This window comes from uncultured Roseobacter sp., assembly GCF_947488185.1.
Lineage (GTDB): Bacteria > Pseudomonadota > Alphaproteobacteria > Rhodobacterales > Rhodobacteraceae > Roseobacter.
Map to the genome: position 1 here is coordinate 857,158 of NZ_CANKYM010000002.1, position 24,444 is coordinate 881,601.

Annotated in this window: 24 protein-coding genes; 9 read left to right on the top strand and 15 right to left on the bottom strand. The window is 58.8% G+C overall.

The window, feature by feature from the left end:
- Nucleotides 1-5: 5 nt before the first annotated feature.
- A complete protein-coding gene (locus Q1A52_RS10060) occupies nucleotides 6-1,193 on the bottom strand; it encodes a helix-turn-helix domain-containing protein (protein ID WP_300014311.1) in 1,188 nt (395 codons plus the stop codon).
- A 286-nt stretch (nucleotides 1,194-1,479) separates the two neighbouring features.
- Here Q1A52_RS10060 and Q1A52_RS10065 point away from each other — a divergent pair, with 286 nt between their 5' ends.
- Complete coding sequence (locus tag Q1A52_RS10065; protein WP_300014968.1) at nucleotides 1,480-2,211, top strand: alpha/beta hydrolase; 732 nt, start codon at nucleotides 1,480-1,482, stop codon at nucleotides 2,209-2,211.
- A gap of 49 nt (nucleotides 2,212-2,260) precedes the next feature.
- Here the strand turns inward: Q1A52_RS10065 and Q1A52_RS10070 are convergent, their stop codons facing one another.
- The 4 genes from Q1A52_RS10070 to Q1A52_RS10085 are packed head-to-tail and all read right to left on the bottom strand — an operon-like array spanning nucleotide 2,261 to nucleotide 6,371.
- Nucleotides 2,261-3,466: a CaiB/BaiF CoA-transferase family protein gene (locus tag Q1A52_RS10070; protein WP_300014314.1), complete on the bottom strand. Its 1,206-nt coding sequence runs from the start codon at nucleotides 3,464-3,466 to the stop codon at nucleotides 2,261-2,263.
- Nucleotides 3,466-4,995, bottom strand: a complete 1,530-nt coding sequence (locus Q1A52_RS10075) for a tripartite tricarboxylate transporter permease (RefSeq protein ID WP_300014317.1) — start codon at nucleotides 4,993-4,995, stop codon at nucleotides 3,466-3,468. The genes Q1A52_RS10070 and Q1A52_RS10075 overlap by 1 nt, the downstream gene beginning before the upstream one ends.
- Nucleotides 4,976-5,446: a tripartite tricarboxylate transporter TctB family protein gene (locus Q1A52_RS10080; RefSeq protein WP_300014320.1), complete on the bottom strand. Its 471-nt coding sequence runs from the start codon at nucleotides 5,444-5,446 to the stop codon at nucleotides 4,976-4,978. Before Q1A52_RS10080 ends, Q1A52_RS10075 begins: the two co-directional genes overlap by 20 nt.
- Before the next feature lie 4 nt (nucleotides 5,447-5,450).
- The gene (locus tag Q1A52_RS10085) at nucleotides 5,451-6,371 is read right to left on the bottom strand and encodes a tripartite tricarboxylate transporter substrate binding protein (protein WP_300014323.1); all 921 of its coding nucleotides are present in this window, start codon (nucleotides 6,369-6,371) and stop codon (nucleotides 5,451-5,453) included.
- A gap of 164 nt (nucleotides 6,372-6,535) precedes the next feature.
- Here Q1A52_RS10085 and Q1A52_RS10090 point away from each other — a divergent pair, with 164 nt between their 5' ends.
- Nucleotides 6,536-7,453: a LysR family transcriptional regulator gene (locus Q1A52_RS10090; protein ID WP_300014326.1), complete on the top strand. Its 918-nt coding sequence runs from the start codon at nucleotides 6,536-6,538 to the stop codon at nucleotides 7,451-7,453.
- 94 nt (nucleotides 7,454-7,547) lie between these two features.
- Here the strand turns inward: Q1A52_RS10090 and Q1A52_RS10095 are convergent, their stop codons facing one another.
- The 5 genes from Q1A52_RS10095 to Q1A52_RS10115 are packed head-to-tail and all read right to left on the bottom strand — an operon-like array spanning nucleotide 7,548 to nucleotide 13,494.
- Nucleotides 7,548-9,050, bottom strand: coding sequence for an AMP-binding protein (locus Q1A52_RS10095; RefSeq protein ID WP_300014329.1), 1,503 nt, complete (start codon nucleotides 9,048-9,050; stop codon nucleotides 7,548-7,550).
- On the bottom strand, nucleotides 9,047-10,450 hold the full coding sequence (locus tag Q1A52_RS10100) for an aldehyde dehydrogenase family protein (RefSeq protein WP_300014332.1): 1,404 nt from the start codon (nucleotides 10,448-10,450) through the stop codon (nucleotides 9,047-9,049). The genes Q1A52_RS10095 and Q1A52_RS10100 overlap by 4 nt, the downstream gene beginning before the upstream one ends.
- 53 nt (nucleotides 10,451-10,503) lie before the next feature.
- A complete protein-coding gene (locus tag Q1A52_RS10105) occupies nucleotides 10,504-11,472 on the bottom strand; it encodes a tripartite tricarboxylate transporter substrate binding protein (RefSeq protein ID WP_300014335.1) in 969 nt (322 codons plus the stop codon).
- A gap of 43 nt (nucleotides 11,473-11,515) precedes the next feature.
- Complete coding sequence (locus Q1A52_RS10110; protein WP_300014339.1) at nucleotides 11,516-11,986, bottom strand: tripartite tricarboxylate transporter TctB family protein; 471 nt, start codon at nucleotides 11,984-11,986, stop codon at nucleotides 11,516-11,518.
- Nucleotides 11,983-13,494, bottom strand: coding sequence for a tripartite tricarboxylate transporter permease (locus Q1A52_RS10115; RefSeq protein ID WP_300014342.1), 1,512 nt, complete (start codon nucleotides 13,492-13,494; stop codon nucleotides 11,983-11,985). The genes Q1A52_RS10110 and Q1A52_RS10115 overlap by 4 nt, the downstream gene beginning before the upstream one ends.
- A 94-nt stretch (nucleotides 13,495-13,588) precedes the next feature.
- Between Q1A52_RS10115 and Q1A52_RS10120 the strand changes: the two genes are divergently transcribed.
- Both Q1A52_RS10120 and Q1A52_RS10125 read left to right on the top strand, forming a co-directional pair.
- Complete coding sequence (locus Q1A52_RS10120; RefSeq protein ID WP_300014345.1) at nucleotides 13,589-14,611, top strand: substrate-binding domain-containing protein; 1,023 nt, start codon at nucleotides 13,589-13,591, stop codon at nucleotides 14,609-14,611.
- Between the two features lie 156 nt (nucleotides 14,612-14,767).
- Nucleotides 14,768-16,144, top strand: coding sequence for a DUF3179 domain-containing protein (locus tag Q1A52_RS10125; RefSeq protein ID WP_300014348.1), 1,377 nt, complete (start codon nucleotides 14,768-14,770; stop codon nucleotides 16,142-16,144).
- Between the two features lie 1,626 nt (nucleotides 16,145-17,770).
- On the opposite strand, the gene Q1A52_RS10130 is transcribed toward Q1A52_RS10125, so the two are convergent.
- From Q1A52_RS10130 to Q1A52_RS10145, 4 genes are all read right to left on the bottom strand, one after another.
- On the bottom strand, nucleotides 17,771-18,055 hold the full coding sequence (locus Q1A52_RS10130) for a hypothetical protein (RefSeq protein ID WP_300014352.1): 285 nt from the start codon (nucleotides 18,053-18,055) through the stop codon (nucleotides 17,771-17,773).
- Between the two features lie 288 nt (nucleotides 18,056-18,343).
- Nucleotides 18,344-18,556, bottom strand: a complete 213-nt coding sequence (locus Q1A52_RS10135) for a conjugal transfer protein TraD (RefSeq protein WP_300014355.1) — start codon at nucleotides 18,554-18,556, stop codon at nucleotides 18,344-18,346.
- A 1-nt stretch (nucleotide 18,557) separates the two neighbouring features.
- The gene (locus tag Q1A52_RS10140; protein ID WP_300014358.1) at nucleotides 18,558-18,731 is read right to left on the bottom strand and encodes a hypothetical protein; all 174 of its coding nucleotides are present in this window, start codon (nucleotides 18,729-18,731) and stop codon (nucleotides 18,558-18,560) included.
- A 2-nt stretch (nucleotides 18,732-18,733) separates the two neighbouring features.
- Complete coding sequence (locus Q1A52_RS10145; RefSeq protein WP_300014361.1) at nucleotides 18,734-19,027, bottom strand: hypothetical protein; 294 nt, start codon at nucleotides 19,025-19,027, stop codon at nucleotides 18,734-18,736.
- Nucleotides 19,028-19,192: 165 nt separating this feature from the next.
- On the opposite strand from Q1A52_RS10145, the gene Q1A52_RS10150 reads away from it, so the two are divergent.
- Complete coding sequence (locus tag Q1A52_RS10150; RefSeq protein ID WP_300014364.1) at nucleotides 19,193-19,921, top strand: hypothetical protein; 729 nt, start codon at nucleotides 19,193-19,195, stop codon at nucleotides 19,919-19,921.
- A 25-nt stretch (nucleotides 19,922-19,946) separates the two neighbouring features.
- On the opposite strand, the gene Q1A52_RS10155 is transcribed toward Q1A52_RS10150, so the two are convergent.
- On the bottom strand, nucleotides 19,947-21,452 hold the full coding sequence (locus Q1A52_RS10155; RefSeq protein ID WP_300014367.1) for a winged helix-turn-helix domain-containing protein: 1,506 nt from the start codon (nucleotides 21,450-21,452) through the stop codon (nucleotides 19,947-19,949).
- A 437-nt stretch (nucleotides 21,453-21,889) separates the two neighbouring features.
- Here Q1A52_RS10155 and Q1A52_RS10160 point away from each other — a divergent pair, with 437 nt between their 5' ends.
- The 4 genes from Q1A52_RS10160 to Q1A52_RS10175 all read left to right on the top strand — a co-directional run bounded on the left by Q1A52_RS10160 (nucleotide 21,890) and on the right by Q1A52_RS10175 (nucleotide 24,180).
- Entirely contained in the window at nucleotides 21,890-22,957 is a 1,068-nt protein-coding gene (locus Q1A52_RS10160; RefSeq protein ID WP_300014370.1) for a vanadium-dependent haloperoxidase, read from the top strand.
- Between the two features lie 168 nt (nucleotides 22,958-23,125).
- Nucleotides 23,126-23,761, top strand: coding sequence for a hypothetical protein (locus tag Q1A52_RS10165; RefSeq protein WP_300014373.1), 636 nt, complete (start codon nucleotides 23,126-23,128; stop codon nucleotides 23,759-23,761).
- 50 nt (nucleotides 23,762-23,811) lie between these two features.
- The gene (locus tag Q1A52_RS10170) at nucleotides 23,812-23,940 is read left to right on the top strand and encodes a hypothetical protein (protein WP_300014376.1); all 129 of its coding nucleotides are present in this window, start codon (nucleotides 23,812-23,814) and stop codon (nucleotides 23,938-23,940) included.
- Nucleotides 23,941-23,955: 15 nt separating this feature from the next.
- Nucleotides 23,956-24,180: a hypothetical protein gene (locus tag Q1A52_RS10175; RefSeq protein WP_300014379.1), complete on the top strand. Its 225-nt coding sequence runs from the start codon at nucleotides 23,956-23,958 to the stop codon at nucleotides 24,178-24,180.
- Nucleotides 24,181-24,444: the final 264 nt, after the last annotated feature.

Sequence of the window (24,444 nt, forward strand, 5' to 3'; positions counted from 1 at the left end):
ACGTACTATCCGAGCATGGCCTGCGCTGCACCGGGTGTCGATTTGTACGTGGAGGGCGTGACGCCCGTTTGCTTCCTGAACGCCGCGTAGAAGGAAGACCGGGAATTGAAGCCAACCTCGTAGGCAATCGCCAGAACCGTCTGTTCGCCCCGCCGGATCAGTGGCTTCGCCTCTTCGATCCGCCAGCCGTTCACATAGTCGAAAAACGACTGCCCGACCCGTTCGTTCAGGGTTTGTGAGACGTAGTTGGTGGAGGCGCCGATGTGTTGCGACAGCGTCCAGAGCGACAGGTTCGGATCGCGGTAGAGGTGGTCCTGCTCCATCGCCCGCCGCAGTTTCCGCTCGATCCGATCCGCATGCGTGTCCGCCAGGGCGCTGCGTTCGTATTTCGGATGCGGTGCCGTGGTTGCCTGATGCACCGCCTCGCGGGGGCCGTGTAGCCCGGGAGACTGCCGCAGCCCCCAGAGCATGAGGATCAGGACGATGATCATCACCATGAGCGTGTCGGTGAGACGTCCGAGAAGTGCGGCGTCATAGATGAGCCGGGATCCGAAATCCACAAAGCACAGCGCGGCATAAAACCCGAGAAACAGGGCCATGCCAATCACCCAGCGGGTTTCAAACGCCTCTGTACTGGCAAAGAGATCCCGCAACCTGGCCTTGTGCTGCATTTGCACGCGCAGGACCCAGGGCACGTAGATCAGCCATTGGCAATAGATCAGGAATTCGACGGCAACCAGTGCCAGCGCAAATGTCTTGCCCGCGCCGGACAGGGTGTCAAAGGCCGCTCCGTCGAAAATCAGGCCACGAATATCTGCGGGCAGCGTCAGGAAGCCTGCGGTGGCGATGAAGCTCAAGGCAGGCAGGGCCATGTGGAACCAGAACGCGCGTGGCGCGCAAACAGTGTCCGATCCGGTCAGCAATCTTACGTAGAATAGAAACAGCGGGGCAATGAAGAAGGTAGAGAAATAGGAAATCATCCGCAGAACATCGCGCGGGGCCTGAGGCGGGTCGGTGACGATGATTTCGAACATCACCGACAGTTCGCTGGTGGCCAGCGCCAGAAACATCAGGCCCAGCATCCCGTAGGCCGAACCATGTCGCCACTGCACAAGGCATAAGGCAAAGGCAATACACGCCGCGGAGAAACCCGTCGTCTGAAAGACGACAAAAAGCAGATTGGTGTCCAACATGATCCTGTTCCCTCAGATCGGGGTGACGTTCAAAATGGGTGTTTGGATAATTTACCCTGTCCGGTAGTTGGCTTGCCGACCCGGGTCAACTCTTGCCTTGGGCGGATGTGTCTTTCCGGGACGGTCAGGACAGAGAGGTGGTCCGATCCCATGGGGTCAGACGATGTGGTGAGGATCCTTTGATAGGCTTTGCGCGACAGTGCGGCGGCCAGCATTTGACCGCTTTTCAAGGACAAGACCCGGTATGAAATCCAATCCGCAAGCAACCTCCTTTCCTGACGTGATTATGCTTCAAGCCACCGAGAACCCATATCCACTTTGGACGCTCCCAAGCTTTTGGCTGCACGGTGCCGGCTTGTCGGCCTCGACCTGGGATCGTTTTACCGGACCTTTGAACCGCGCCGTTACCCCGGATTTGCCGGGGCACGGTGCCGCGCCGCACGTCTATCCCGCCCGGGTTGGGCATTTTGCCGATATCCTGCAGGCGAAGGTGCCGAACGGCTGCGTTCTGATTGGCCATTCACTCGGGGGCATGGTCGCGCTTGAGCTGGCGGCGCGGGTTCCCGACCGCGTCAAAGCGCTCATCCTGATCGAAACCGTGCCCACGGTCAGAACCAGCCGCCTGCGGATTATCGGCACGGGCATCGCGATGAAGTGTCTGCACTGCGTGCCCCCAAGGTTTTTTGGCTGGCTGTCCGCATTTGGGCAGACCGAGGAGACGGCGCGCCATCTCAAGCACCAGCTATCCCGCCACACCCGCCGCAGCATCAATGCGGCACTGGAGGCGGCCAGCCATTACGATGCCCGTCCCATTCTGCACAGGATCAATGCACCTACGTTGGTGGTCATCGGCCAGAAAAACCGCGCGACACATGGCGGTGCCCGTTTGATCGCGCAAACCATTCCAGGTGCCAGGCTGGTGTCTTTACCCGGCGGCCATATGTTGCACACGGATAATCCGGCGCAATTGCGCCGTGCCATCGATACATTCTTGAAGGATGCTGTGCCGCTGTCATGAGCGACGGGCTCAACGCGCGAGAGCTCGAAAGCCAGGGCCGAATGCGTTTTCAGGCGTCGTCTGATGGGCCACCAACGCTGCCATTTGCCCGCATCGCAGAGATTTCCTCCGCGTTGTAACCCAGTCCGTCCAGGATCGTATCCGTGTCTGCGCCAATTCTTTTCGGTGCTACGTCTGATCCATGCGCGGTCCCGTCGAGTGCAAAAGGCAGACCGGGAAACCCCGCGGCGCCGCGCGTTGTGTAGTGGCGTTGTGCGACCGGCGGCAGGTGCACTGCATCCCCCAGCTTGCGCAGCTTTGCGCAAGGAACGCGGGCCGCCATCAGGACTTCTTCCCATGTTGACGCATCCTTGTCCTTCAGCCTTGCGGAAAGCGCCTGATCCAGCGCCTCTGCATGGCAACCGCGGGCCTCCACCGTGGCGAACCGGGGATCGCGTAGCCAGGCTGCCCTGTCCAGCGCCTGCGCGAGGGCTGTGAATTGGGTGGGCTCATTGACGCCAAGGCTGATGTAGCCCTCCTTGCATGGAAATACGCCGGCGGAGGGAGACCGGCTGTTGGCCGCGTTCCCACGCGGAGATGGCTCCACGCCCGTCAGCATGTGGTCGGTGACCGTTGAACTCATCAAGGTGAAGGCCGTTTCCAACATCGAGACATCAACAAAGCTGCCTGTTCCACTGGCGGCACGGGTCATCAGGGCGGACATGACACCCAACGCACCGGCGAGCCCCGTGGCATAGTCAATGACCGGGGCGCCGGTCCGCATTGGCCCGCTGTCTTGGGTCCCGGTCAGGGCCATCAATCCGCTGATCGCCTGAATGTTCACATCATAGGCCGGTGCGTCGGACATGTCGTTTCCCCGTCCATAACCCGTCATGGCACAGTGAACGAGACGCGGATTGAGGGCGCGGGTATCGCTTTCGGTCAGGCGCAGCCGTTTCAATGTCTCAAGCCGGTGGTTCTCCACCAGCACGTCGGCAGAGGCGAGCAGACGGTGGAAGACGGCGCGTCCGGTGTCAGTGCCGAGATCAACGGCAAGGCACTGCTTGCCGGCTGCCTGGGTCAGATAGGCGGTGCTCATGCCCTCCGCTGCGCGACCTCGGTCCGTGCCGCCACGATGGCGGATTGCATCCCCCCGGCCAGGGCGTTCTACCTTGATCACCTCCGCGCCCAACAGGCCGAGGTAGTAGGCGCAGGCGGGCCCCGCGAGAACATGGGTCCAGTCGATGACGCGAATGCCTTGCAGCGGTGCTGCCATCACGTATCTCCCATGGCAGGTACGCGCGCCTGACGTCTCAGGCTGCGGACACGCGCGATCAAGGCGGTAACGCCGATCAGCAGGAAAGCAAGGGCAATGGGCCGCGTGATGAAAATCATCATACCGTCATCGCTGAGCAGCAATGCCTGTCGGAACGTCTCTTCTGCTCCTCCGGCGAGCACGAAGGAAATGACAAAGGCAGCGGGATTGAAATCCAGCTTGCGCATGGCCCAACCGGTAAAGCCTGCTGCCACCATAACGTAGACATCGAACAGATTGCCACGTGCCGTATAGGCAGCAATGAAGGACGTCAGGAAGATGACCGGATACAACACGGCGGTGGGAATGCGGACAATGAAACGGCCCAGGAACGCCGCGCCGAAATAGCCGATCACCCCGTACATCACGATCCCGATCAACCCACAGGCAAAAAGTGCATAGACCAGATCACGCGAGGTCAGAAAGAGGGTGGGGCCGATCTGGATGCCGTGGATCAGGAACACTCCGATAAGTATGGCACCGATGGTCGACCCCGGAATGCCGAGGGTCAGCAGCGGCGCCATCGACGGCCCGCTGACCGCATTGTTCGCCGCCTCTGGTGCGGCGACCCCTTCGAGCGCGCCCTGTCCCCAGGCTGCAGAATTATGCGCGCGCCGCTTCCCTTCGCCATAGGCGACAAAGGCCGCGATGGCTGATCCAAGCCCTGGCAACATGCCAATGAAAGCGCCGATAAAGGACGACCGGATCACATGCGGCAGGCAGGGTTTGTATTCAGCCCAACGCAACCCGTTGCGCGTGGTATCTCCGGTGTCAGGCACCATCTGGGTGCGGGTGTGTCTGGTCTGGATCTGGTCAAAGACCTCGCCCAGCACAAAAATCCCGATCATGAGCGGCACGAGGCTGATGCCATTGGTCAGATCGAAACTGCCGAATGTGAAGCGTTCTGTCGAACTGATGGGATCAAGACCGATCATACTCACAAGCACACCCAATGCGGCAGACGCAAGCCCCCGGGTGACCGATTTGCCAATCACCGATCCGATCACGATGAAGGCCGCAAAGTAGACGGCAAAAAGCTCCGGTGGGCCCAGTTTGAGAGCAATGGCCGCAATCCACGCCACGCCCAGAATAAGCAGGACCTCTCCGATGAAATCGCCGATCACGGAGGACAGCGTGGCAACTTTCATCGCCTTTCCGGCCTTGCCCTCTTGCGCCAGCGGATAACCGTCGAGTTGCGTTGCTGCTGAGGCCGCTGTCCCCGGTGTGTTAAAGAGGATCGCCGCGATTGACCCGCCGTACCGCCCCGATTTGCCGATCACATAGAGAAAGGCGAGCGCGGGCAAGGGCTCCATGTAGAAGGTCAGCGGCAGCAGCATCGCAATGGCGGCCGAGGCCGTCAGCCCTGGTATCGCCCCGACAATCATGCCCACGATGGCTGCCAGAAACACCCAGCCCATCAGCACGGGATCGCTCAGGACCGTGGCAAGACCTGTGAAAATCTCCACCGGATCAATACCCTCCCACCACATCGAGAAGGTCGAACCAGCGTCCTAACGGTGGGAACACTCCGAGCATTTCAAAGAAAATCATGTGATACGCTGCCGGACACATGAACGCAGCGGCCAGTAGTCCAACCGGATTGCGGATTCCAAAAATCCAAAGCGCCGCGGGGGCGGCGACGGCTGTGCTGATCAAATAGCCAAACCGTGACATCAGCCAGACATAGCAAAGAGCGAGCACAAGCAAGGCGGCAATGTGGGTTAGGTGGCGGTGTTCGGGTCGCGGTGGTTTCTGCCCGCTCTGAAGTTCCACGATCCCCAAAAGGATCAGTACGCCGGACGCGCACAGCGGGAAGAGTCGCGCGCCCCAGCGGCCATATTGATCAAGGGCGATGCCCATGCTGGCGGCTGTTGCACCGATCCCCAGAAGGATCAGTGCGATGCCAACGGTGCGCGGGGCAGGCGAACTTCCCGGAGCCATGGCCTTATCCCTGAGATTTCAGCGCGTCGATGAGCGGTTGTGTGTCCCGCTGCATTGCGCGCAGGCGGGCCTCGGTGTCGGTACCATTCAAAAAAGCCGGTACGTTGCCGCGCTCGCGCATCAGGTCGGCAAATTGCTGGGTTTCGGTGATGACTTTCAAAGCCGCCTCCATACCAGCAACAATCTCCGGATCCGTGCCCTTGGGGGCAAAAAACACGATGGGTGAAGAGACGGCGACATAGTCAAAGCCGAGTTCGGCCAGTGTCGGTACGTCATCGCGGATGGCATCGCGCTCCGGCGCGACCAGCCCCAGTACCCGCAGCTCGTTTTCGAACCCCGCTGCCTGCTGAATGCCGACGAAGGCGAAATCGACCTGTTCGCCGATGACCGCCGCGCGGGTTGGACCGCCGCCCTTGAACGGGACATCCTGCGCTTCCAGCCCGTTGCGATTGAGGAAACTCTGCCCGGCCACCTGGTGAAACCCGCCACGCCCGTTGTGCGCCCATCGCAACGTGCCCGGAGCCGCCTGCGCCGCGTCGACCAAATCCTGAACGCTCTGGAACGGGCTGGCTGCGGGCACAATCACCGCGGGTGTCAGGTTGCCAATCTGGGCGATGATCTCGAAACTGTCAAAGGGTGTCACCTCGGTGTCACGCAGCATGGATGTCAGCAGGAAGGAGCCTGCCGAGGTCACCATGACGGTATTGCCATCGGGCCGGGCAGCCGCTGCTTCGGTCGCACCGGTGATTCCGGAGGAGCCGGGCTTGTTCACGATGACGAGGGGCACGGGCAAAATACCGTCAGCAGAAGCCGCCGCAGCGCGTGCCAGCGCATCTGTCCCACCGCCTGCCGAGTAAGGCAGAATAGCATTGATCGGGCGTCGTGGTGCCCATTCAGCGGCAACGGCACCTGCTGATAACAACATGGTGGCTGACGCTCCTGTCTTCATGAAATCTCGTCTTCGCATTTCGTCCTCCCAATGGTCGAGGCGCCAATGGTGCGCCTTCTTGATCCTTCACTGGACCTTAACGCCGAATATGTCGTAGAAAAAATGCAATTATTGAATGCATACTTCGAAAGATTAGAATTATGAACCTGCGTGCATTGAGAGTTTTTGCCTTCGTCATGGAGGAAGGCACCCTTGCGCGCGCTGCAGAGAGGATGAACCTGAGCCAATCTGCGGCAAGTCGCCAGCTCACGCTGTTGGAGCAGGACTTCGACGTCAGTTTCTTTCAAAGGGACAAGAAACGATTGAGCCCAACCTTGGAAGCGGAACGGTTTTATCCGGAGGCGTTGCGCATCCTCTCTCAGATCGATGCACTGCCGGAGTTTGTACGGCACATCGGGTCTGACCGTCCTGAACCGCTGCGTATTGTGGCGCAATCGCGCATCGTGAACGGGTTGGTCTTGCCGGCCATTGCCCGATTTGTTGACAGCCTGCCGGGGCAGCCGGTCAAGTTGGAGATTCACCGACGGCGTGACCTGGGCAGGCGCATCATGAATGATCGTTACGATGTTGGCGTTTCCGCACTGCCCTTGCCTGTCGAGCAACTTCGGGCGCACCGTCTCGGCGCTGCTGCTTTGAAGGTGGCCGTCGCGCGGGATCATCCGTTGGCGCGGAAAAAAGCCCTGACCGCCTCGGATATTGCCGACGTTCCATACATCGCATTGGACGACACCACGGTGATCAGGCGGATCGTGGATCGAGAGTTGGCGGCGCAGGGGATTTCCATACAGGTGGCGCATGAGGTGTCCCTTGGGGCAGCGGCGTACAGGCTTGTGCACCGAGGGCTGGGTTTCACCTTCGCGGATCCGGTTGCACTGGATCCGGAGTTGTCAGGTGACGTGGCGCTCATTGATTGGAACCCGCGCATGGAGGTCGAATTCGGCTACTTTCTGCCAAAATCGGACGTGCGGGCCGAGGCAAAGGACGCGTTCTGCGAGGCGCTGGAAGCCGTTTTTCAGGAAGGAAGGCAAGGGGCCCGGCCTCTGCAGGCGGAGGCGTGAAGACAATTGCTTCGGTGACAATTCGAAGAGTGGCACAGCCGTGTGCGAATGATCTTCGGTGCGCGGGGGTGTCACCATGCCCTCCCGACGGCTCTCAAACAGCGTCGATAGGAATGAGATCGGCCAGCTTCAGGCGTTGAATTTTGCCGGAAGGGCCTTTGGGCAGCTCTGCAAGGACATGAATGACCTCGGGAGATTTGAACCCACCAAGCCGCCGGGTGCAGAGGTCGATCAGGTCCTGAGCCGACAGTTTTGTACCGGATTTGAGCGCCACGGCGGCTTCGACCGTTTCGCCGTAACGTTTGCAGGGCCGCGCGAAGGCGGCGGCTTCGACCACATCCGCGTGGGTGTAGAGCACCTCGTCGATCTCGCGCGGCGCGATGTTTTCGCCACCCTTGATGATCAATTCTTTCAGTCGACCCGTCACAAAGACATATCCATCTGCATCAATGCGACCCAGATCCCCGGTTCTGAGCCAGTCATCTGCAAAACTCGCGGCTGTTGCCTCGGGGTTGAAAAGATATTCCCGCATCACGTTGGGGCCGCGAATGGCGATCTCGCCTTCCTGGCCGGTTGGCGCTTCGGTCAGGTCAGGCAGCAGGATGCGGACCTCATTGCCGTAAGGGACACCGGGGGAGCCGATTTTACGCATGCCGGGGGGCAGGGGGTTCGACAGGATTTGGGCGGCGGTTTCAGTCAGCCCCATCGTCTCCACGATTGGCACACCAAAGCGGGACTCGAAAGCCGACTGGGTCTCCACCGCCAGAGCCGAGGAGGCCGAACGCCCAAAGCGCACCCGGTCGCAGACTGCGGGGCCGGGGCTTGCCGCGCCGTGCAGTAAATGGCTGATGATTGTCGGGACAACCGAAAACCACGTGACCGCGCCCTGATCCGCCTGATCCCAGAAGTTGCGGGACGAAAACCGCGAGACCATGGCCAGCGATCCGCCCGACACCAGTGCGCCCATCACGGTGACGCACAGCCCGTTGATGTGGTAGATCGGCAGCACGCAAAAACCGCGATCCTGTGCGGTCAACTCATGCGCCATGGCGGTGGTCCAGCCCCCGGCCAGAAGGCTGCTGTGGCTGTGCACGACGCCTTTGGGTTTGCCCGTCGTGCCGGAGGTGTACATCAGCAGCGCGTGATCTTCTCCGCACAGATCAGGTAAATCCGCGCGGCCTTCCAGCGCATTCGGCTTCAGCAGTGTCATGCCCTGCGGCGCGACCGCCTCATAAGTGCTGATCTGGCTCTCATGCACGAAGGCATAGCGCGCTTGTGAATGCTCAAGCGCGTAGGCAATGGCGTCTGGCCCAGCAGCGAGATTGATCATCGTCGCGCGAAACCCGCCATAAAGCGCGGCATAGAGCGCGTCTATACCCGCGCGTCCGTTGGGGTGAATGATCGCCACGCTTTCGCCCTTGGTAAGGCCGAGGTCGTACATCCCGCGCGACATGCGCTCCGCCGTGGCGCGCAGCGCTGCCCAGGTCAGGGTTTCGCCGGTTTCAGGGAAGACAATTGCCGTCCCGCCATCCTTTGCGCGCGCGGTCAGCCAATCGCGGATGGTGCCGCGCGGGGGATGATCCGGGGTGAAGATCATTTTCCGACCGCGTCCCAGTAGTTGGCAAAAATCTCCTCGGGCGCGGGTTCATGGCCGGAGATTTCACGCACGATTTTCGTGCTCTGCATGAAATGCTTCCAATGCAGATTCGTGTCGATGGAATTGCCACCCCAGGATCCGCACCCCATGGAGAGCGAAAACGGCATGCCGTTGGTAAAGGACCCGCCCGTGGCAAAGGTATGCGCCTGATTGACGATGACTCGGCTGGTCGGGATCGCGGTGGCGAGGGCCATGGGCCTGTCCGCCACGGTTGTGTGAATGCCCACCGAATGGCCCAGCCCCTGATGCAGCTGTATCTCTCGGGTGATCCGCACCGCGTCCTCGAAATCGCGGGCCCGGTAGACCGTCAGCACACGGCTGAGCTTTTCGCCCGATAGCGGATGGTCCGGCCCGATGCCGGTGGTTTCAACGGCAAGGTATTCGGTGCCCTCCGGCACCTCATCCGTTAGCCCAAGGGCCGCGATCATCTGGTCCGCATCCCGCGCGATGGCCTGCGGGTTCAGGTGGCCCTTGACCCAAAGCCGGTCGGTGACCTTTGTCTCATCGCGGATCAGCGCGCCGCCGGTCCGCGCCATCTCTGCCACGAAGGCGTCGTAGACCGCGTCGACAATTACCACCGCATTTTCTGACGAGCAGGAGGTGGCGTTGTCGAAGGTCTTGGAGGCGCAGATTTTATCGGCGGCAGCGGCCAGATCGGCGGTTTCATCCACGATCACGGCCACGTTCCCCGCACCAACCGCGAGGGCCGGAGTGCCCGAGGTATAGGCGCGTTTCACATTGTTCTGGCTGCCGGTCACAACAATCAGGTCGGAGATTTCCAGCAGGCGCTGGGTCTTTTCCTTGGAGCCCCGTCCGGGGATCATCTGCACCAGATCACGGTCGATCCCGGATTTGTCGAATTCCGCATGGATGTAGCCCAGCAACGCCTCGCAGGTCGCCACGCCTTTGGGAGAGGGCGAGACGACAATCGCATTGCCGCATTTCAGGGCGTTAATGATGTTATTGGCCGGTGTCGCACCGGGGTTGGTGGAGGGGACAACGGCCCCGATCACCCCGATGGGGCGGGCAATTTCGGTGATGCCGGTGGCCGGATCATCGCGGATCACGCCAAAGGTCTGGGCCGTGGCGATGTCGCGCAGCAGGCCCAGCGTCTTGCGGTGGTTCTTGGTGATCTTGTCGGGCACATTGCCCAGCCCGGTTGTCGCCACCGCCAGTTCCGCCAGATGGCGGTTGCGCGCAGGCTCCATGATGGCCCAGCCCGCCGCAAGGGCGGCACGATCATAGAGCGCTTGCGATCCGCCTGCCTCGAAACGGGCCTGCGCGGCGCGGGCCGTGGCAACGATGGTATCCACCTCGGCAAGATCATCATGGGCATTCATGTCACGTGTCCTTATGTGTCGGCGGGGCGGCATTTGCGCCCCGCCTCGCGATTTCAGAGGCCTGCAAGCAGCTCCTTGAGGGTTTCTTCCCGCGCGGCCCACATGTCCAGCACTTCGTCACGGGTCATGATATGCATCGGCGAGCCGCCTGCCTGCATCTTGCCCGCCACGCGCTTGTTCTCGAACATGGCGGGGACGGTCGCGGCCAGTTTGTCGATTACCCCCTGCGGCGTGCCTTTGGGCACCATGATGCCGCGGAAGTTGACGGAGGAGTTATCCACGTCCAGGCCCGCTTCGCGCATCGTGGGCACATCGGGCAGGAAATCGTTCCGCTCCAGATCCGCCACAGCAAGGATCTTCACATTCCCAGCCTCGCGTGCACGGAAGGCGTCAGAGAGGTTGTTGATGCCCGCCATGACATCGCCCGCGATCACGGCTTTCATCGCTGCCGCCCCGCCGCCCTTGGTGGGGATATAGGCCATCTTCATCTCGCCCGCCTTTTCCATCTGCAGGGCGGCAATGTGGTGGCCCACAAAAAGTCCCGCGCCGGAGGTGGTCAGTTTGCCGGGGTTGGCCTTGGCGAATTCAACCACGTCCTGCAGCGTGTTGAATTCCGACTCCGCGCCGACAACCAGCACCGCAGGATCGGCACCCCAGTTGGCAATGGGCTCAAAGCTGTCGCGGGAGTATTCAACCCCGCCCTTGATCGACTGCGCGATGAAATGTGGGATGTTATAGGCCCCCAGCGTGTAGCCATCGGCTTCTGCCTGACCCGCCAGCCAGTTCCAGCCCACGCGGCCCCCGGCGCCGGGCTTGTTGATGATCGCGATGGGCATGCCCAGGGCGTCCTCGTTCCCGGCGGTCATTGTCACGATGCGTGCCTGGAAATCGGTGGCCCCGCCCGCGCCGTAGCTCACCATCATCATGATCGGTCGTTCGGGATAGTTCGCGTGGCCGTCGGCCAGCGCACCCGTGGTGATGGAGGCCAGTGCAATGGCCGCTCCTGTTATCAGTTTTTTCATGTGTAGTTCCTCCCTAGGATATGAGCTCTGCCGCTGTTGCGGTTCAGAAAAAGACCTCTCGCGGTGTGTACACGGTCAGAAGTTTTGCGAAGAGGCCGTAGATGACGACCATGAAGATGGCCGTGATGAGGATGCGCCTGAGCCATGATCTGACCGCGTGGTGCGGTGCGGGATCATAGAGGCTTAGCAGGATGAAAAAGGCGAGGGTGGTCGCAGTGTAGAAGCCAAGGCCCTTGGCCGCCCAGAAGATGTAGATCAGGGCGATGATCAGACCGGGCAGCAGGTTGGTGAACTGACGCACGGAAATGCCGCCCCCCACCTTGGTCCAGCCGAGGCAGGCCTTGGCAAAGGTCCAGAGCGCCAGCACCACGAAGACAGAGGAGATCAGGCGTGGAAACAGAAACGCTTCAGACGGTTGTTGGGTGTAGCTGACAAAGGCCACCCAGATGCCGACGGCGGCCACGATGCCGGACCCGATGATATGTTGCAGGCGGGGGAGAGACGAGGTGCTCATGCCATGATCTCCTCTTTCGAGGTGTAGCGGCGCGACCGCAGTTCCATATAGGCGGAATAGAAGATGGAGGCGATGACCACGGCGATCAGGAACAGGTTCAGCCCGCCGCCGAGGAAATAGGCGCTCATGCCGTCAGTGGCATTGGCGATCATGGATCCTTGGATGAAGTTCGCCTCGGCAATGGGCCCGAGGATCAAACCAAGCACCAGCGGGGCGGCGGAAAAGCCGAAACGTTCGAGGAAATACATCATCACCCCCAGGGTCGCCATGACATAGACGTCACCCATGGAGGATTGCACCGAATAGCTGCCAAAGACCGCGAGCCCCAGCACCACGGCGGCCATGACTGATTGCGGCACCTGCGCGACCTTCGCGGCAAGACCGGCGACGTAGAGCCCAAAGAGGCACATCAGCACCTGACCGATCAGCATGGAGTTGATGAAAGTCCATGCGACATCCGGATGATTGTCAAAGAGATCAGTGCCGGGGAAAATACCGTGGATCAGCAAACCGCCCAGCAACACCGCCGCTGTGGGGGAGCCGGGAATGGACAGGGTGAGCAGCGGCACCAGCGACGGGCCGACCATGGCGTTATTGGCGCTTTCGGCGGCGATCACGCCTTCGGAGTGACCGGTGCCGAATTTGTCACGTTCGGGGCTGAATTTCTTGGCCTGATCATAGGCGACAAGCCCCGCGATCTGGCCGCCGACACCGGGGATCAGGCCGATGATCGAGCCCGACGCGGTGCCGATGCCCATGGCGCGCTTGTTGCGCAGAAGCTCGCGGATCGCGCCGCCGATGGGGTGTTTCTGAACTTTGATTACCTCGGCGCCATCGTTGTGACGGCCTTTGGCGAACATGGTGATGACCTGCGGAATAGCGAACAGACCGATAAGGGCCGCGATGATGTTGATCCCGCCGCCCAATGCGGGGTGAAAGATGAACCGCTGCGCGCCCATGATGTCGTCGAACCCGATGGTGGCAAGCCAAAGACCGATGCAGCCCGAGAGCAGTCCCTTGACCACCGATTTACTGTCGAGCGAGCCAATCACCGTAACCCCGAGGATCGCCAGCCAGAAGAGGTGGCTGGGGCCAAAGGCCAGCGCCCATTGCGCTAGAACAGGCGTCAGGAAGATCAGCAGCAGCACACCGAAGACACCACCGACGGCAGAGGCCAGAAAGCTGATCTGCAGCGCCTTGGCGCCTTCGCCCTTGCGCGCCATCGTGTGCCCGTCGAGCGTGGTGGCGATATTGGCGGGCGCGCCGGGGATTTTCAGCAGGATCGCACTGACCGCGCCACCGGCCACGGTAGAGGTATAGGCCGCCCCCAGCAGGATCAGCCCCTGTGCCGCGTCAAGTTGGAAGGTGAAGGGAATGAGCAGCGCCACCGCCATGGTGGGCGACAGACCCGGCGTCGCGCCAAGGATCAGCCCGCCGATGGTACCCAGCAGGAGCAGCCCGAAGTTAATCGGCGTGAACACATCCCCCATGTAGAACAGAAATTCCATCGCTGCCTCCCCGCAACGCTGCTTGACCATTTACGCTACGTGATGAAAATAGTTTTGCAAATGTTTTCATAAATTGCGCAGCATAGGTCCGTAGATGTCTGATAAAAATGGAAAAAAGTCCGACATTATCAGCGTCGCAAAGGCCGCACGTGTGTCACCTTCGACGGTGTCGCGATACTTCAATCACCCCGAACTTCTGAAACTCACGACTCGGCGCAGGATCGAAAAGGCAGTGCGCAAGGAAGGCTATATCCGCAATCGCGCGGCCCAGACGATCCATGGAATACGCTCCGGCACCATCGGTGTTCTGGTGCCGACCATCGACCACACGATCTTTGCCGAGGTTGTGCAGGCGTTCTCAGACGCGGTTGCGGAAGAGGGGTTCACCATTCTGCTGGCCTCACATGGCTATGACCCGCAGCGGGAATACGCGATCCTGCGGAAGTTTCTGGAACACCGCGTGGATGGCATCGCCCTGACAGGGCTGGATCATGACGAGGCCGTGTTCCAGTTGATCGAGAGCCAGGACGTGCCGACCGTCCTGATGTGGAATTACGCGGAAGACTCCCTTTATCCCTCCATCGGGGCTGACAACGAACTGGCGGGGCAGATGATCAGCCAGCACGTGCTGGCGCTGGGTCATCGTGAGGTGGCGTGTCTCTTTGCGCCCGGCGCAGGCAACGACCGTGCCAAGGCCCGCAGTAGGGCAATTCTGAATACATTAGCGGCGGCGGGCGTCGCGGTGCCGCAAGACTGGCAGCTCACCACCGTCTACAGCGTCTCGGAATCCAAGCGTCAGGCCTTCGCGCTTTTCAGCAGCGCAAAGCGGCCCACCGCGCTGATCTGCGGCAATGACATTCTGGCCACGGGCGCAATCTATGCGGCAGCCAGAGCAGGGCTCAAGCTACCGGATGACATCTCCATTGTCGGCATTGGGGATTTCAAAGGCTCGTCCGAGTTCGAACCCGGCCTGACCACCGTACGTCTGCCAGCGCGGCGCATCGGACGGCGCGCCGGGATGACCCTTGCCGCGGCCATCAAGGACCCCAAGGCGGATAGGACCGGCGCCCATTGCGCCCCTGAGCTTGTCGTGAGGGGCTCTTGCAGGGCGATTTGATATCGCCCGCAACCGGCAACCGAAAACCCCGGCCGCGCAGATGAAATAGACCCTTGCGTTCGGTCTACGGCAGGATCGCAACCCGATCACAACAGTGTTTCATGCATGTGAACGGATAAACGCGCAGACTGTGCGGCAAGTTATCTGGAGGATGTCATGTCAGTCACACGTCGCGGGTTTGCAGGGATGATCGGGGCAGGGGCGTTCACGCCGCATGCTCTTTGGGCGCAGGCAGACCCGGTTCTTGAGGCCATTCGATCCACGCTCTACGGCACAAGCTCGGAATTCGCCGATGGCATGGCGCTGCTGAAGACGCGCGGCAATCCGGATGTGGTGCCCGCCTTGCTGACCGGGTTGCGGTTTTCCAGACGGCGGCGCGACGAGATCGCAGTGGTGATGGAGGCGCTGACGGGCGAAACCCATGGCACCGATTGGTTCGACTGGATGCTCTGGCAGGAGCGCAACCCGCAGATCGTCCCGCATCCGGCGTTGATCCCGTTCAAACGCGAAGTGCTGCTTGGGGTGGATGAGAATTTCGACGTGTTTTTACGCCCAGAGTATCTGGCGCGGGACCGGATGAAGATCAGGCTGGAGGAAATCGCCTGGGGCGGGGTCAGCAAGGACGGTATCCCGTCGCTCGACAACCCGGATCTGATCCCGGCCGCGCGTGCCGACTATCTGAGGCCCGACGATCTGGTCTTTGGTGTCGCCATCAACGGGGACGTGCGTGCCTATCCTTTGCGGATCATGGGCTGGCACGAGATGTTCAACGAGGTGATTGGCGGGGTGCCCGTTGCGCTGGCCTATTGCACCCTGTGCGGTTCCGGCATTCTGTTTGAGACGCAGGTCGCGGGGCGGGCAAAGCCACTGGTCTTTGGCTCTTCGGGGTTTCTCTACCGGTCGAACAAGCTGATGTTCGATCGCGAAACCCATTCGCTGTGGAACCAGTTCACCGGCAAACCCGTGGTCGGCCCCCTGGTGGACAGCAATATCGAGTTGAAACAGCGCCCCGTGGTGATCACCACCTGGGAGAATTGGACATCTTCGCATCCGAACTCCCAAGTGCTGTCCCTCAATACGGGCCATCGCCGCAACTATGGCTCGGGCGTTGTGTATCGGGAGTATTTTGCCTCCTCAGATCTGATGTTTCCTGCATTGGTCGACCAGACAGAGCATCGGCAGAAAGACTATGTCTTTGCCATCCGCCAGTTCGGCGCCGCTAGGGCCTGGCCGCTGGCTGCATTTGAAGAAAAGCGTGTCATCAACGATGCCATCGCCGACACACCGCTGCTGCTGGTTGGAGATGTTTCGCGACGCACCGTGCGCGCCTATGAGCGAAACGCACATAGTTTCAAAGCATCTGGCGGCGCATTGACGGATGAAACCGGTCAGATTTGGAAGGTGACAGAGGACGCGCTGGTGAGCCCTGACGGAGAGCGCCTGTCACGCGTCGCCGGACATATTGCCTATTGGTTTGCCTGGGATAATTATCTGGGTGACGCCGCGAGCGTGTACAGCGCGTATTCTCAATGAAGTGCGGTCGTCCCTTCCATCGCGCCGCCGGTTTACACACGGTCTTTAAGACGAAGCTTCAAATTGGCGCAAAGTCACTTTTGATGAGAGTGGTTTTCTACCCGCCACTGTCTTGGGGTGGCCGATCCGCCGGTCCTAGACCATGTCGGGCCGCTGAGAAGGCCCAGATGATGGTTGGGTTTTGGGTCCCCTCTGTCATCTGGGTCGTAATTTGGGATTCAGTAGTTGGAATTCTTCAACCCCAAGTATAGTCTCGTGAAGAAACACAAACACATACTATCTGGGATTTCGATGACTGATAGTAGTAAACACGGGAAGCGCTTTTCTCAGATCTATATTAACCAAGACGCTCCTTTAAAGAACAGCAAAAAGGCCAGATTTCGGCTAGCCAAGCACCTCGAAACATCCTGCCCGAAATCAAAACCAAAGCCCGCCTGTCAGCCATACCGCAAAATGCTCAGAGCAATTGCATCTTTCTGATTGCCAGTAAGTTACGATGCTTTTGTAGACGGCAGATTGGTGGGAGGAATTGGCTATGTTATGGAGCATATCCGGCAAACAATGAGAAAATCGGCTTCAACGAGTTCGACAGGAGCATAAGTGTGTGTTCGTTGAACTCCTGAATGCGGCGTTACCTCATCAATCTGAAAGAGGTGCAATGCTTTGACAGGCGTTAAAAAATACTCATTGCACTTCTGTTTTGGAGCTGCGGTGGCTTAGCATTGGCCCTAACCAACCAAGCACGCGCGAAGCATTCTTATGAAATCGCCGCGACCCAAGGCGTCAATGCGACTTTGGTGCCTTATCGTTCTGCGGTCCAAGCTTTCTTCGCCGAAGATGTCTCCAACTCCGTCTTTGGAAAGCACAAAAGTGAGTTACCCTCGGCATCTGGGGTCCGAAGCCTCTCATCGCTAGAGAACTGCTCCACGAAACTGGGCGACCTGGATTCGGCTTTGCGAGATAATTCTTATCCTGAGCTTAACTCAGACCGTTCGGGACACGAGCTAACTAACCTAGTCTGCAGCGAAACTGATTTAATCTCCTGGTTTGAAACGGGTGGATGGCGCGTTCTTAGGGTCGTGGACATCTCCGGTGAAGGCTTTCGAGGGGACCGCGGACTAGTCTTTTGCCTTACTAGGTCTTGGCCCATGCGGTGGTTAATTCGCAGATGTAGGGCTCAGTCGAGTGTAACCCTGCTCAGAGGAAAAATAGTTTCGATCACTGCAGGTCCGACGAAATAGAAGAACGGCCCTGATCAATTAGGGAGTAAAAATTGCCAATTTACATGGAGTCCAAGGGGATTGGTGTCCGTGGGAATGAATTGGCGCGACACGGCCATGCCAAACTCCTTTTATTTGATGTCACTTCAAACCGCCACCGCCGACATGAGTGACAATGCCTTCTAAGGTGTGGATGGAGATGTTATTGCATCGCTTCCCAAAGATGATGGAACGAAACGACCATGTGCAGTGCCCATAGCCATAGATGAAGTCATAGTAGAACCGTCGGTTCGGAGGGCCGAAGGGGCCGGTTGATGCACCTGCTGGCCTCCCACGATGAGCCCGACAGTCCAGCCGCCTGCTTTGAAATAGGAAGCCAAATCTTCTGCATCACACGCAACGCCAATTAGAATGCCGGTGTCGATGACACTACGCCAGTTGGCCCCGTCACTTCCAACCAGTGCATTGCGAAGAGGCCCCCAACTATCGCGTCCTTCATGGCCGTGACTTCGGCAACCGCTTCACGCCAGTGTTCAAGAGGTGATAGCGCGCCCTGACCCGCAGCCTTTAGTTTGGCCTTCTTTTCGATATTCTCATATTCTGCAAGCATGGTTTCTTGTTCAGAAACAAGGGCAGCACCCTTTCGTGCTCTCGTGGGAACCTGAAAATACTCTTCTCCCAAGACCCCCATGGCAGCCTTAGAGTGGCGTTGAGGCCCGTCCTCATGGTTTCAGGTCCAGCCTGCGGACATGGCTTGCCGAAGAGACGGACGCCCCGCATGAGGTGGCCGAGATGGTCTTGGCCCACGTATCCGACAGCAAGGTGGTCCGGACCTATCGCAAGACCCACTTCCTGGATCAGCGGCGGCCTTTGATGGACCGCTGGGCGAGATTCTGCACGGGGTAACGTGCCCCCAACACGTCGCAGCCCGCTGACCTCTTCAGCATTACCGTCCCAAGTGCCCGTCACCTTTCTGATCTTACTCGAACGCCCTTTTCCCCTTCTCGGCCCAAACATCCCGCGCTTGATCGCCTTGGTCGCTTTGCAGTTTGTCGGCCATCCAGAGCAACGCGCCGTAGATCAGTGCGCGGTCGTCTTCGGTTATGTCCACGACGCGCGCCTTGACCACGAGTCCTCCAAGTTCGATCAGATGTCGTGTGCGTTTGCGGCGTTCGACCCGCCAGTTGCACATATCACGCCGCGGCTTTGTCGCCTGATGCCGGTTGCGTGCCGATCGGTTGCGCCAGAGTGCTTTCCGCGTTGCGGTCAGCCGTTTTCTGGGATCGCCGCGACCGGCGTTGAAAGAACGCGGCCCCGCGTTTTGCCCGGGCCTCCCTTTTTGCAGTATCCGTTGTCTCGGCCAGCACGATCAACGCACCTGCGAGTTCTTCGGTGCTGAATGCATCGGCCCCTGTGGCAATAACGCAGCAATATTGCAGAACGCATCGATGCGCTGGAAAAAGAGAAGCCGCCGGCCGAACGCGTGATGAAATCTCTCGAAGCTCTGTTGGACCAGCCAGAGGGGAAAGGATGAAGAGGTTGGGATCACTGAAAAACTGCGCATTGTGCGTTTCAGGCGACGCAAAAAATATCTGCTGAGAGTTTCAGTTGGAAAGAAAGACCGTTTCTTAACGAGCATCAAGAAACAAAAATTGCCGTCCATGGATTTCCGCTTGGTATCGCCACACTAAGCAGTGTCTTAACATCAAAACCAGAATCAACAAAGAGTCATCGAAAACACCCGACCCTTCTCTTTAGACTATGCACCCGGCGCTCCGTGTTCAGGCGCTGCGCAGTATTTGCATAGAATTTTCCGGAGGGCAGCCAGTTGGATGAAAATCATCATGTTATCTTGGTCACGTCTCAGGGCCGACGGCACAACGATCGTTGTGCCACGGCCAGAAAACGTTCGAAGACAACACCTCCTTCATGGTTCAAGCGGCGCTGCAGAGGACCCGGTGCGCTCTACAATATCGGCAACCTTCTGGCATTGCTGTCAGGAGTTATCGTGCAAATTGGTGGAGTTTGGGGCCAATCCAACGTGAGTGTCGCGATCCGCGAAAATTTGATTGGGAGCCCCGCTTCGGTTTGGCTGACGGGATCCATGCTGATCTTTCTGATCTCAGGGGAATTATATCATCGCTCCTGGCAGAGGCGTGGTGGACCCGATCCGCGCCTGATCCAGTTGGGTGACCTGGTTTCAGGCATTGCGGCGGTTGCGCTGACCGTGGCTTTGGTCTGGTTGGGCGATGCGGCGATTGCGCTTTTTGCCGGACTACTTTTGGCAGGTGGTAAGCTTGGTTCCGCCGTTCTGCCGACATTCGACCTGCCGCGGCAAGGCTTGGCTGAGCGCGTTTTCCGAAGCACAGTTTTAGCCAGCCGAGTGCCGTCAATCATTGCGCTTGCGGTGACGATCGTGCGGGGTGGAGATGCACCGCAAGAGGTGATCCTGTCGGCGATCATAATCCTTTGTTTTTTCTTATGGCTTTGGGCGGACCTGCTGTTGCTGTGGAACGGGCGGGTTGTTCTGATGGATAGAAACAATTCCGAGCGTTAGTCGAAAAGAGGCGGAACGTCGTCGTTCAGTCCAGTGCCAGCCGAGCGACCGCATCGCGGTAGGTATCGAGAGTCGTCTCGGCCACTATGCCAAATGTCTCTGGGTAGCGCGCAAAGCTAAAGTGGGGGTATTTCGACATAAGAATTTCGTGCGTCCGCCGGGCTTCGGCGGCTTTGTTTTGCAGGCTTTGCGCAAGGCAACCAATGACATAGGTGGATTCGTAGTCCGGGCCGGTCTCTGCAACCGCCTCTGCCTCTTGGTAGCGGCCTGAGAAGAGCAGGTTCCGGCCCTTTGCAAACGCATAGTAGGCTGGGGGCATAGGACACAGTGCGAAGGCTGTCTCCAGCAGGTGATCGGCCAGATCGTATTCGCCAGCGACCAGGGTCAGGGCAGAGGCCGTCTCAAGGGCCGCTTGGGACTCATTCTGCGCGAAGTCTGCGGCACGAATGACGGCATTGCGTGCTTCCGCAACGCGGCCCGTGCTCGCAAACGACCGTGCACAGATCGATAGAATGAGCGGATCCCTTGTATCAATCGTCATCGCACGTTCCGCCGAGGCCTGCGTTTCCGCGATCCACTCATCGCGGGTTCGCTCTGAAGATACGGCTTCCCCTCGCTCACAGAAGAAAGCTCTGACAAGATGCCCCCGCGCAAACTCGGGATCGATTTCGATTGCCCGCTCCGCATGGGCCAACCCCTTGCGCATGGACGCTTGATCGTAACGCTCCTCCAACTGGCAGGCCATTACGTAATTTTCGTAAGCCGTGAGTGCTGACATCGGACGCCGCACAGCATAACGCTGCTCGGACCGGATGATCGCACCAGACATGCCGCCCAATTGATTGGCAACAGAAAGCGCTATCTCGCCTGAAAGTTGAGGCATGGAGCCTATGGGCCGTTCAATCGTGTCGGCCCAGGCATGCAGCCCATCGCGCCCGTCAATAAGTTGGAATTGCGCTTTCAACCCATCCGGCCAGGCGGATAGGCTGCTTTCGAGAACATAGTCACAATCCAGTTGTTCGACCACGTCAAGAATGGATTTCGACGTATCCGCGCCGAACGACGAAACCCGTGCCACAACAGCAAGATCACTGAACCGCGCCAGATCCGTGATCAGCTCGTCCGCCATGCCATCAGCAAACCGCTGCCAGCGTTCGCCACCTTCCAGACACAAGGGGCGCAGCACGGCGATGCGCGCGCGACGCATGGCGTTTGGCAGGTCTGGCTTGCGGCGCTGAACCTCTACGCCACCCAGCAACCTAAAACCCTTGCCTCTGACAGTTTCGATATAGCGGGGGTTTGAGGCGCTATCCCCAAGCGCCTGCCGCAAATCGAAGATGTATTCGCGAACGATGTCGGGCGTCACATGCACATCCCGCCAGATCGCCTTGAGGATCTCATCCCGGGACACGACCCGGCCCTCGTTCTCAAGAAGATACTTTAAAACAGAAGATGCCTTGCCGGTGACGGTTGCAATTTCATTGCCGGTTTCAAGACGGTTTTCTGACGGAGTGAAAGCCCATTTCTTCATATAGTTACCCCAAGGCAGGCACTGCTGCTGAGAGAATCAACGATAAGTCAACGCGCCGATTAAAGCACCAGACGATATACTCCAAAACAGGCTTCGGCGAATCCCCGCACGCAGTGGCGTTGCATGAGAGAGAAGGAGAATGTTCGGTGACAAAGGTACAAATGTCCCGGCAGGTAGCTGAACGTATTCCAGTTTTCCTGCGGCACCCTAGCCAGAACCCGTGCAACAGGTTGCCAGCAAAACCGCAGGTTCCTACCTGTCTTTCAAAGCAGGGCACGCATGGTACGGCATCAGTAGGGAACGCCCGCAACTTCGGTTGTTCTTATGCAGGCGTACAGGTTTTTTGATGTACGTCGAATTATTTTTGAAAACTGATTTTTTTTGGAGATTTTACGATATTGAGCCACGAACAGTCTATTGTCGCCTAATGGAATGGAGTGACGCTCGAAGCTATTCGCGAAGGCAGTGCGAAACCCACCGAAACGACATATCAGCTGCATCTTGCGAGTTCGACAATTTACGATGCATGGGCCGCTTTGGTGGATGAGGCGTACGGGCATTACTCGGAGATCGAGACCGCATTGGCCAACACCGATGCCAACAAGACTGAGGCCGTGAGTTTTGCCGCTCACACGGCGCTGGTTAAACTCTTCCCCGGGCAGGCTGAGCTTTTCGACGCATTTCTCACGTCACAGGGGTATGATCCTGCAAATCTGTCAGCGGATCCGGACACAGCTGCGGGACTGGGCAGGCTCGCCACGCAGAACGTTTTTGCGGCCCGAGAGAATGACGGATCGAACGCAGAAAACGATTTTGCCGACACAAGCGGTTACACGCCGGTCAACACTGCAGAGCCCGGCTCGGCGGGTGCGCCGGGTGGAGCCGATTTCGACCCCAACCTGTGGCAGCCACTACGCGTTCCGACGGGAACAGTGACCGATGCGAACGGCGTTCCAGTCATCGATAACAACGATCCAGCAAGCTATGCGGATCAAGTTGCATTGACACCGCACTGGGGGTCGGTAGACAGTTTTGCGCTTGCCTCGAACGACCAGTTTCGTCCTGAAGCGCCACCCCAACTGGGCGAATTTTCCACCTATGTGGACGAGACCGGCAAAGTCACCACAAATGATCAGGCCTACCGAGATCAGATCGCGGAGGTCGTTCAGTCTTCAACCGAACTGACGAACGAACAAATGGTCGTGGCCGAGCTTTGGGCTGACGGTCCGCGCACAGAATCGCCTCCTGGGCACTGGAACCAGATCGCGCAGGATATCGCGGTGCGCGAAGGCCATGGCATTGACGACGACGCAAAGATGTTCTTCGCGTTGAATGCTGCTGTTTTCGACGCTGGCATTGCGACTTGGGAGACCAAGTGCGTTTATGACTACGTCCGTCCGCAATCCGCGACCTTTTCTATGACCAGACCACTGAAGCATGGGGCGGCGTCAACCAGAGAACCCAAAAAATCCTTGGACAGGAATGGCAGCCTTATCAGAACGTGACTTTCGTCACGCCGCCGTTCCCTTAATATGTCTCAGGCCACTCGACATTCTCCATGGCGGCAGCAAAGACGATTGCCAGTTTCGTTGGCTCGGACACCTATTATGACGGCACTTCTCTGAGCAACTACGATCTGGATGGTGTAGATGGGATTGATCTGCTGGGCCGCTATGAAACGAGTGAACTGGCCTTTGAAACGTTTGCGGCGGACCCCCCCCGTCGTGCTGCAGTGGGAGACGCTCACCGAAGCGGCAGAGGAGGTGGGCATTTCCCGTCTTTACGGTGGCATCCACATTAAGGACGGAAACCTGAACGGGCTGCAGGTCTGCAGAGAGGTCGCTGCAAATGCCGAGATACGCTGGGACGCCCTTTTTTCCCGTGGCGGTGATGATGAAATCAAAACGAGGGCCGAAGGCGGGCTCACCATAGCGGGTGCTGGTGATGATAGCGTGCAGGGCGGTCGCGGCAACGACCTTCTGCTGGGCGAAGACGGCGATGATGAGCTGCGGGGAGGCCGGGATGAGGACACGCTGGAAGGCGGAGAGGGCGACGATCTGATGTTCGGGGGCCGCGACAACGATGGGCTTCTGGCCGGCGCTGGTGACGATACGGCAAACGGCGGACGAGGCAACGACCTGATCGAAGGGGGTTCGGGTGACGACGATCTGTCGGGGGGGCGTGATGACGATAGGCTCCTCGGTGGTACCGGGGATGACACGATCAAAGTCGGTCGTGGTGACGATATGCTGGAGGGCAATCGCGGGTTTGATTTTCTTTTTTTGGCGGTCTGGGCGATGATAATCTGAGCGGTGGTGGCGGAGATTATCTACTGAGCGGCGGTGGGGATGATGATCTGATGAACGGCGGCCGAGGCGATGACACGTTGCTTGGCGAAGATGGCGATGACACTCTCAAGGGCGGCCGTGGCAATGATGTACTGTCAGGTAGTGACGGTTTTGATGAGATGCATGGTGGCTTAGGGTAAGATTCGTTTGTCTTTGTGTTCGGCGAAACCGGTATTGATTTTATTACGGATTTCGACCCTCAACAGGACCAGTTTCATTTGGTCGGCTTCTCTGCCAAAGCCGAGCTGGCATTTGTTCAATTGGCACAAGTGACGGTTTTGTCGGTTGACAACGATAAAATCCCTTTACTCAATAATGTTGACCAGAACGATATAGTCATTGGAGAGAACATTCTGTTTTGCGATGAGTTGCTGATCTGAACTGTTTCGATCTTGTGCTCTGGATAGCCGTTGGGACAGCTTGGTGGAAGCCATTATGCCGCTTCACTATATCTGACCAATTGTGCAGAATATCTGACCAATGGTGCAGAGCAGAGTTTATTTCTAGCTGTAGCGGATTTCCGAAGGCTGCACATTTTAAAGGACGGCGAGATCGGTCAAAGCATGCTCAAATGGGCTGCCATTCCACTGAGTATGAACTCCGGATTGTGAAAGCTGGGTATCGAGGTCTACGTGCTGCTCTTT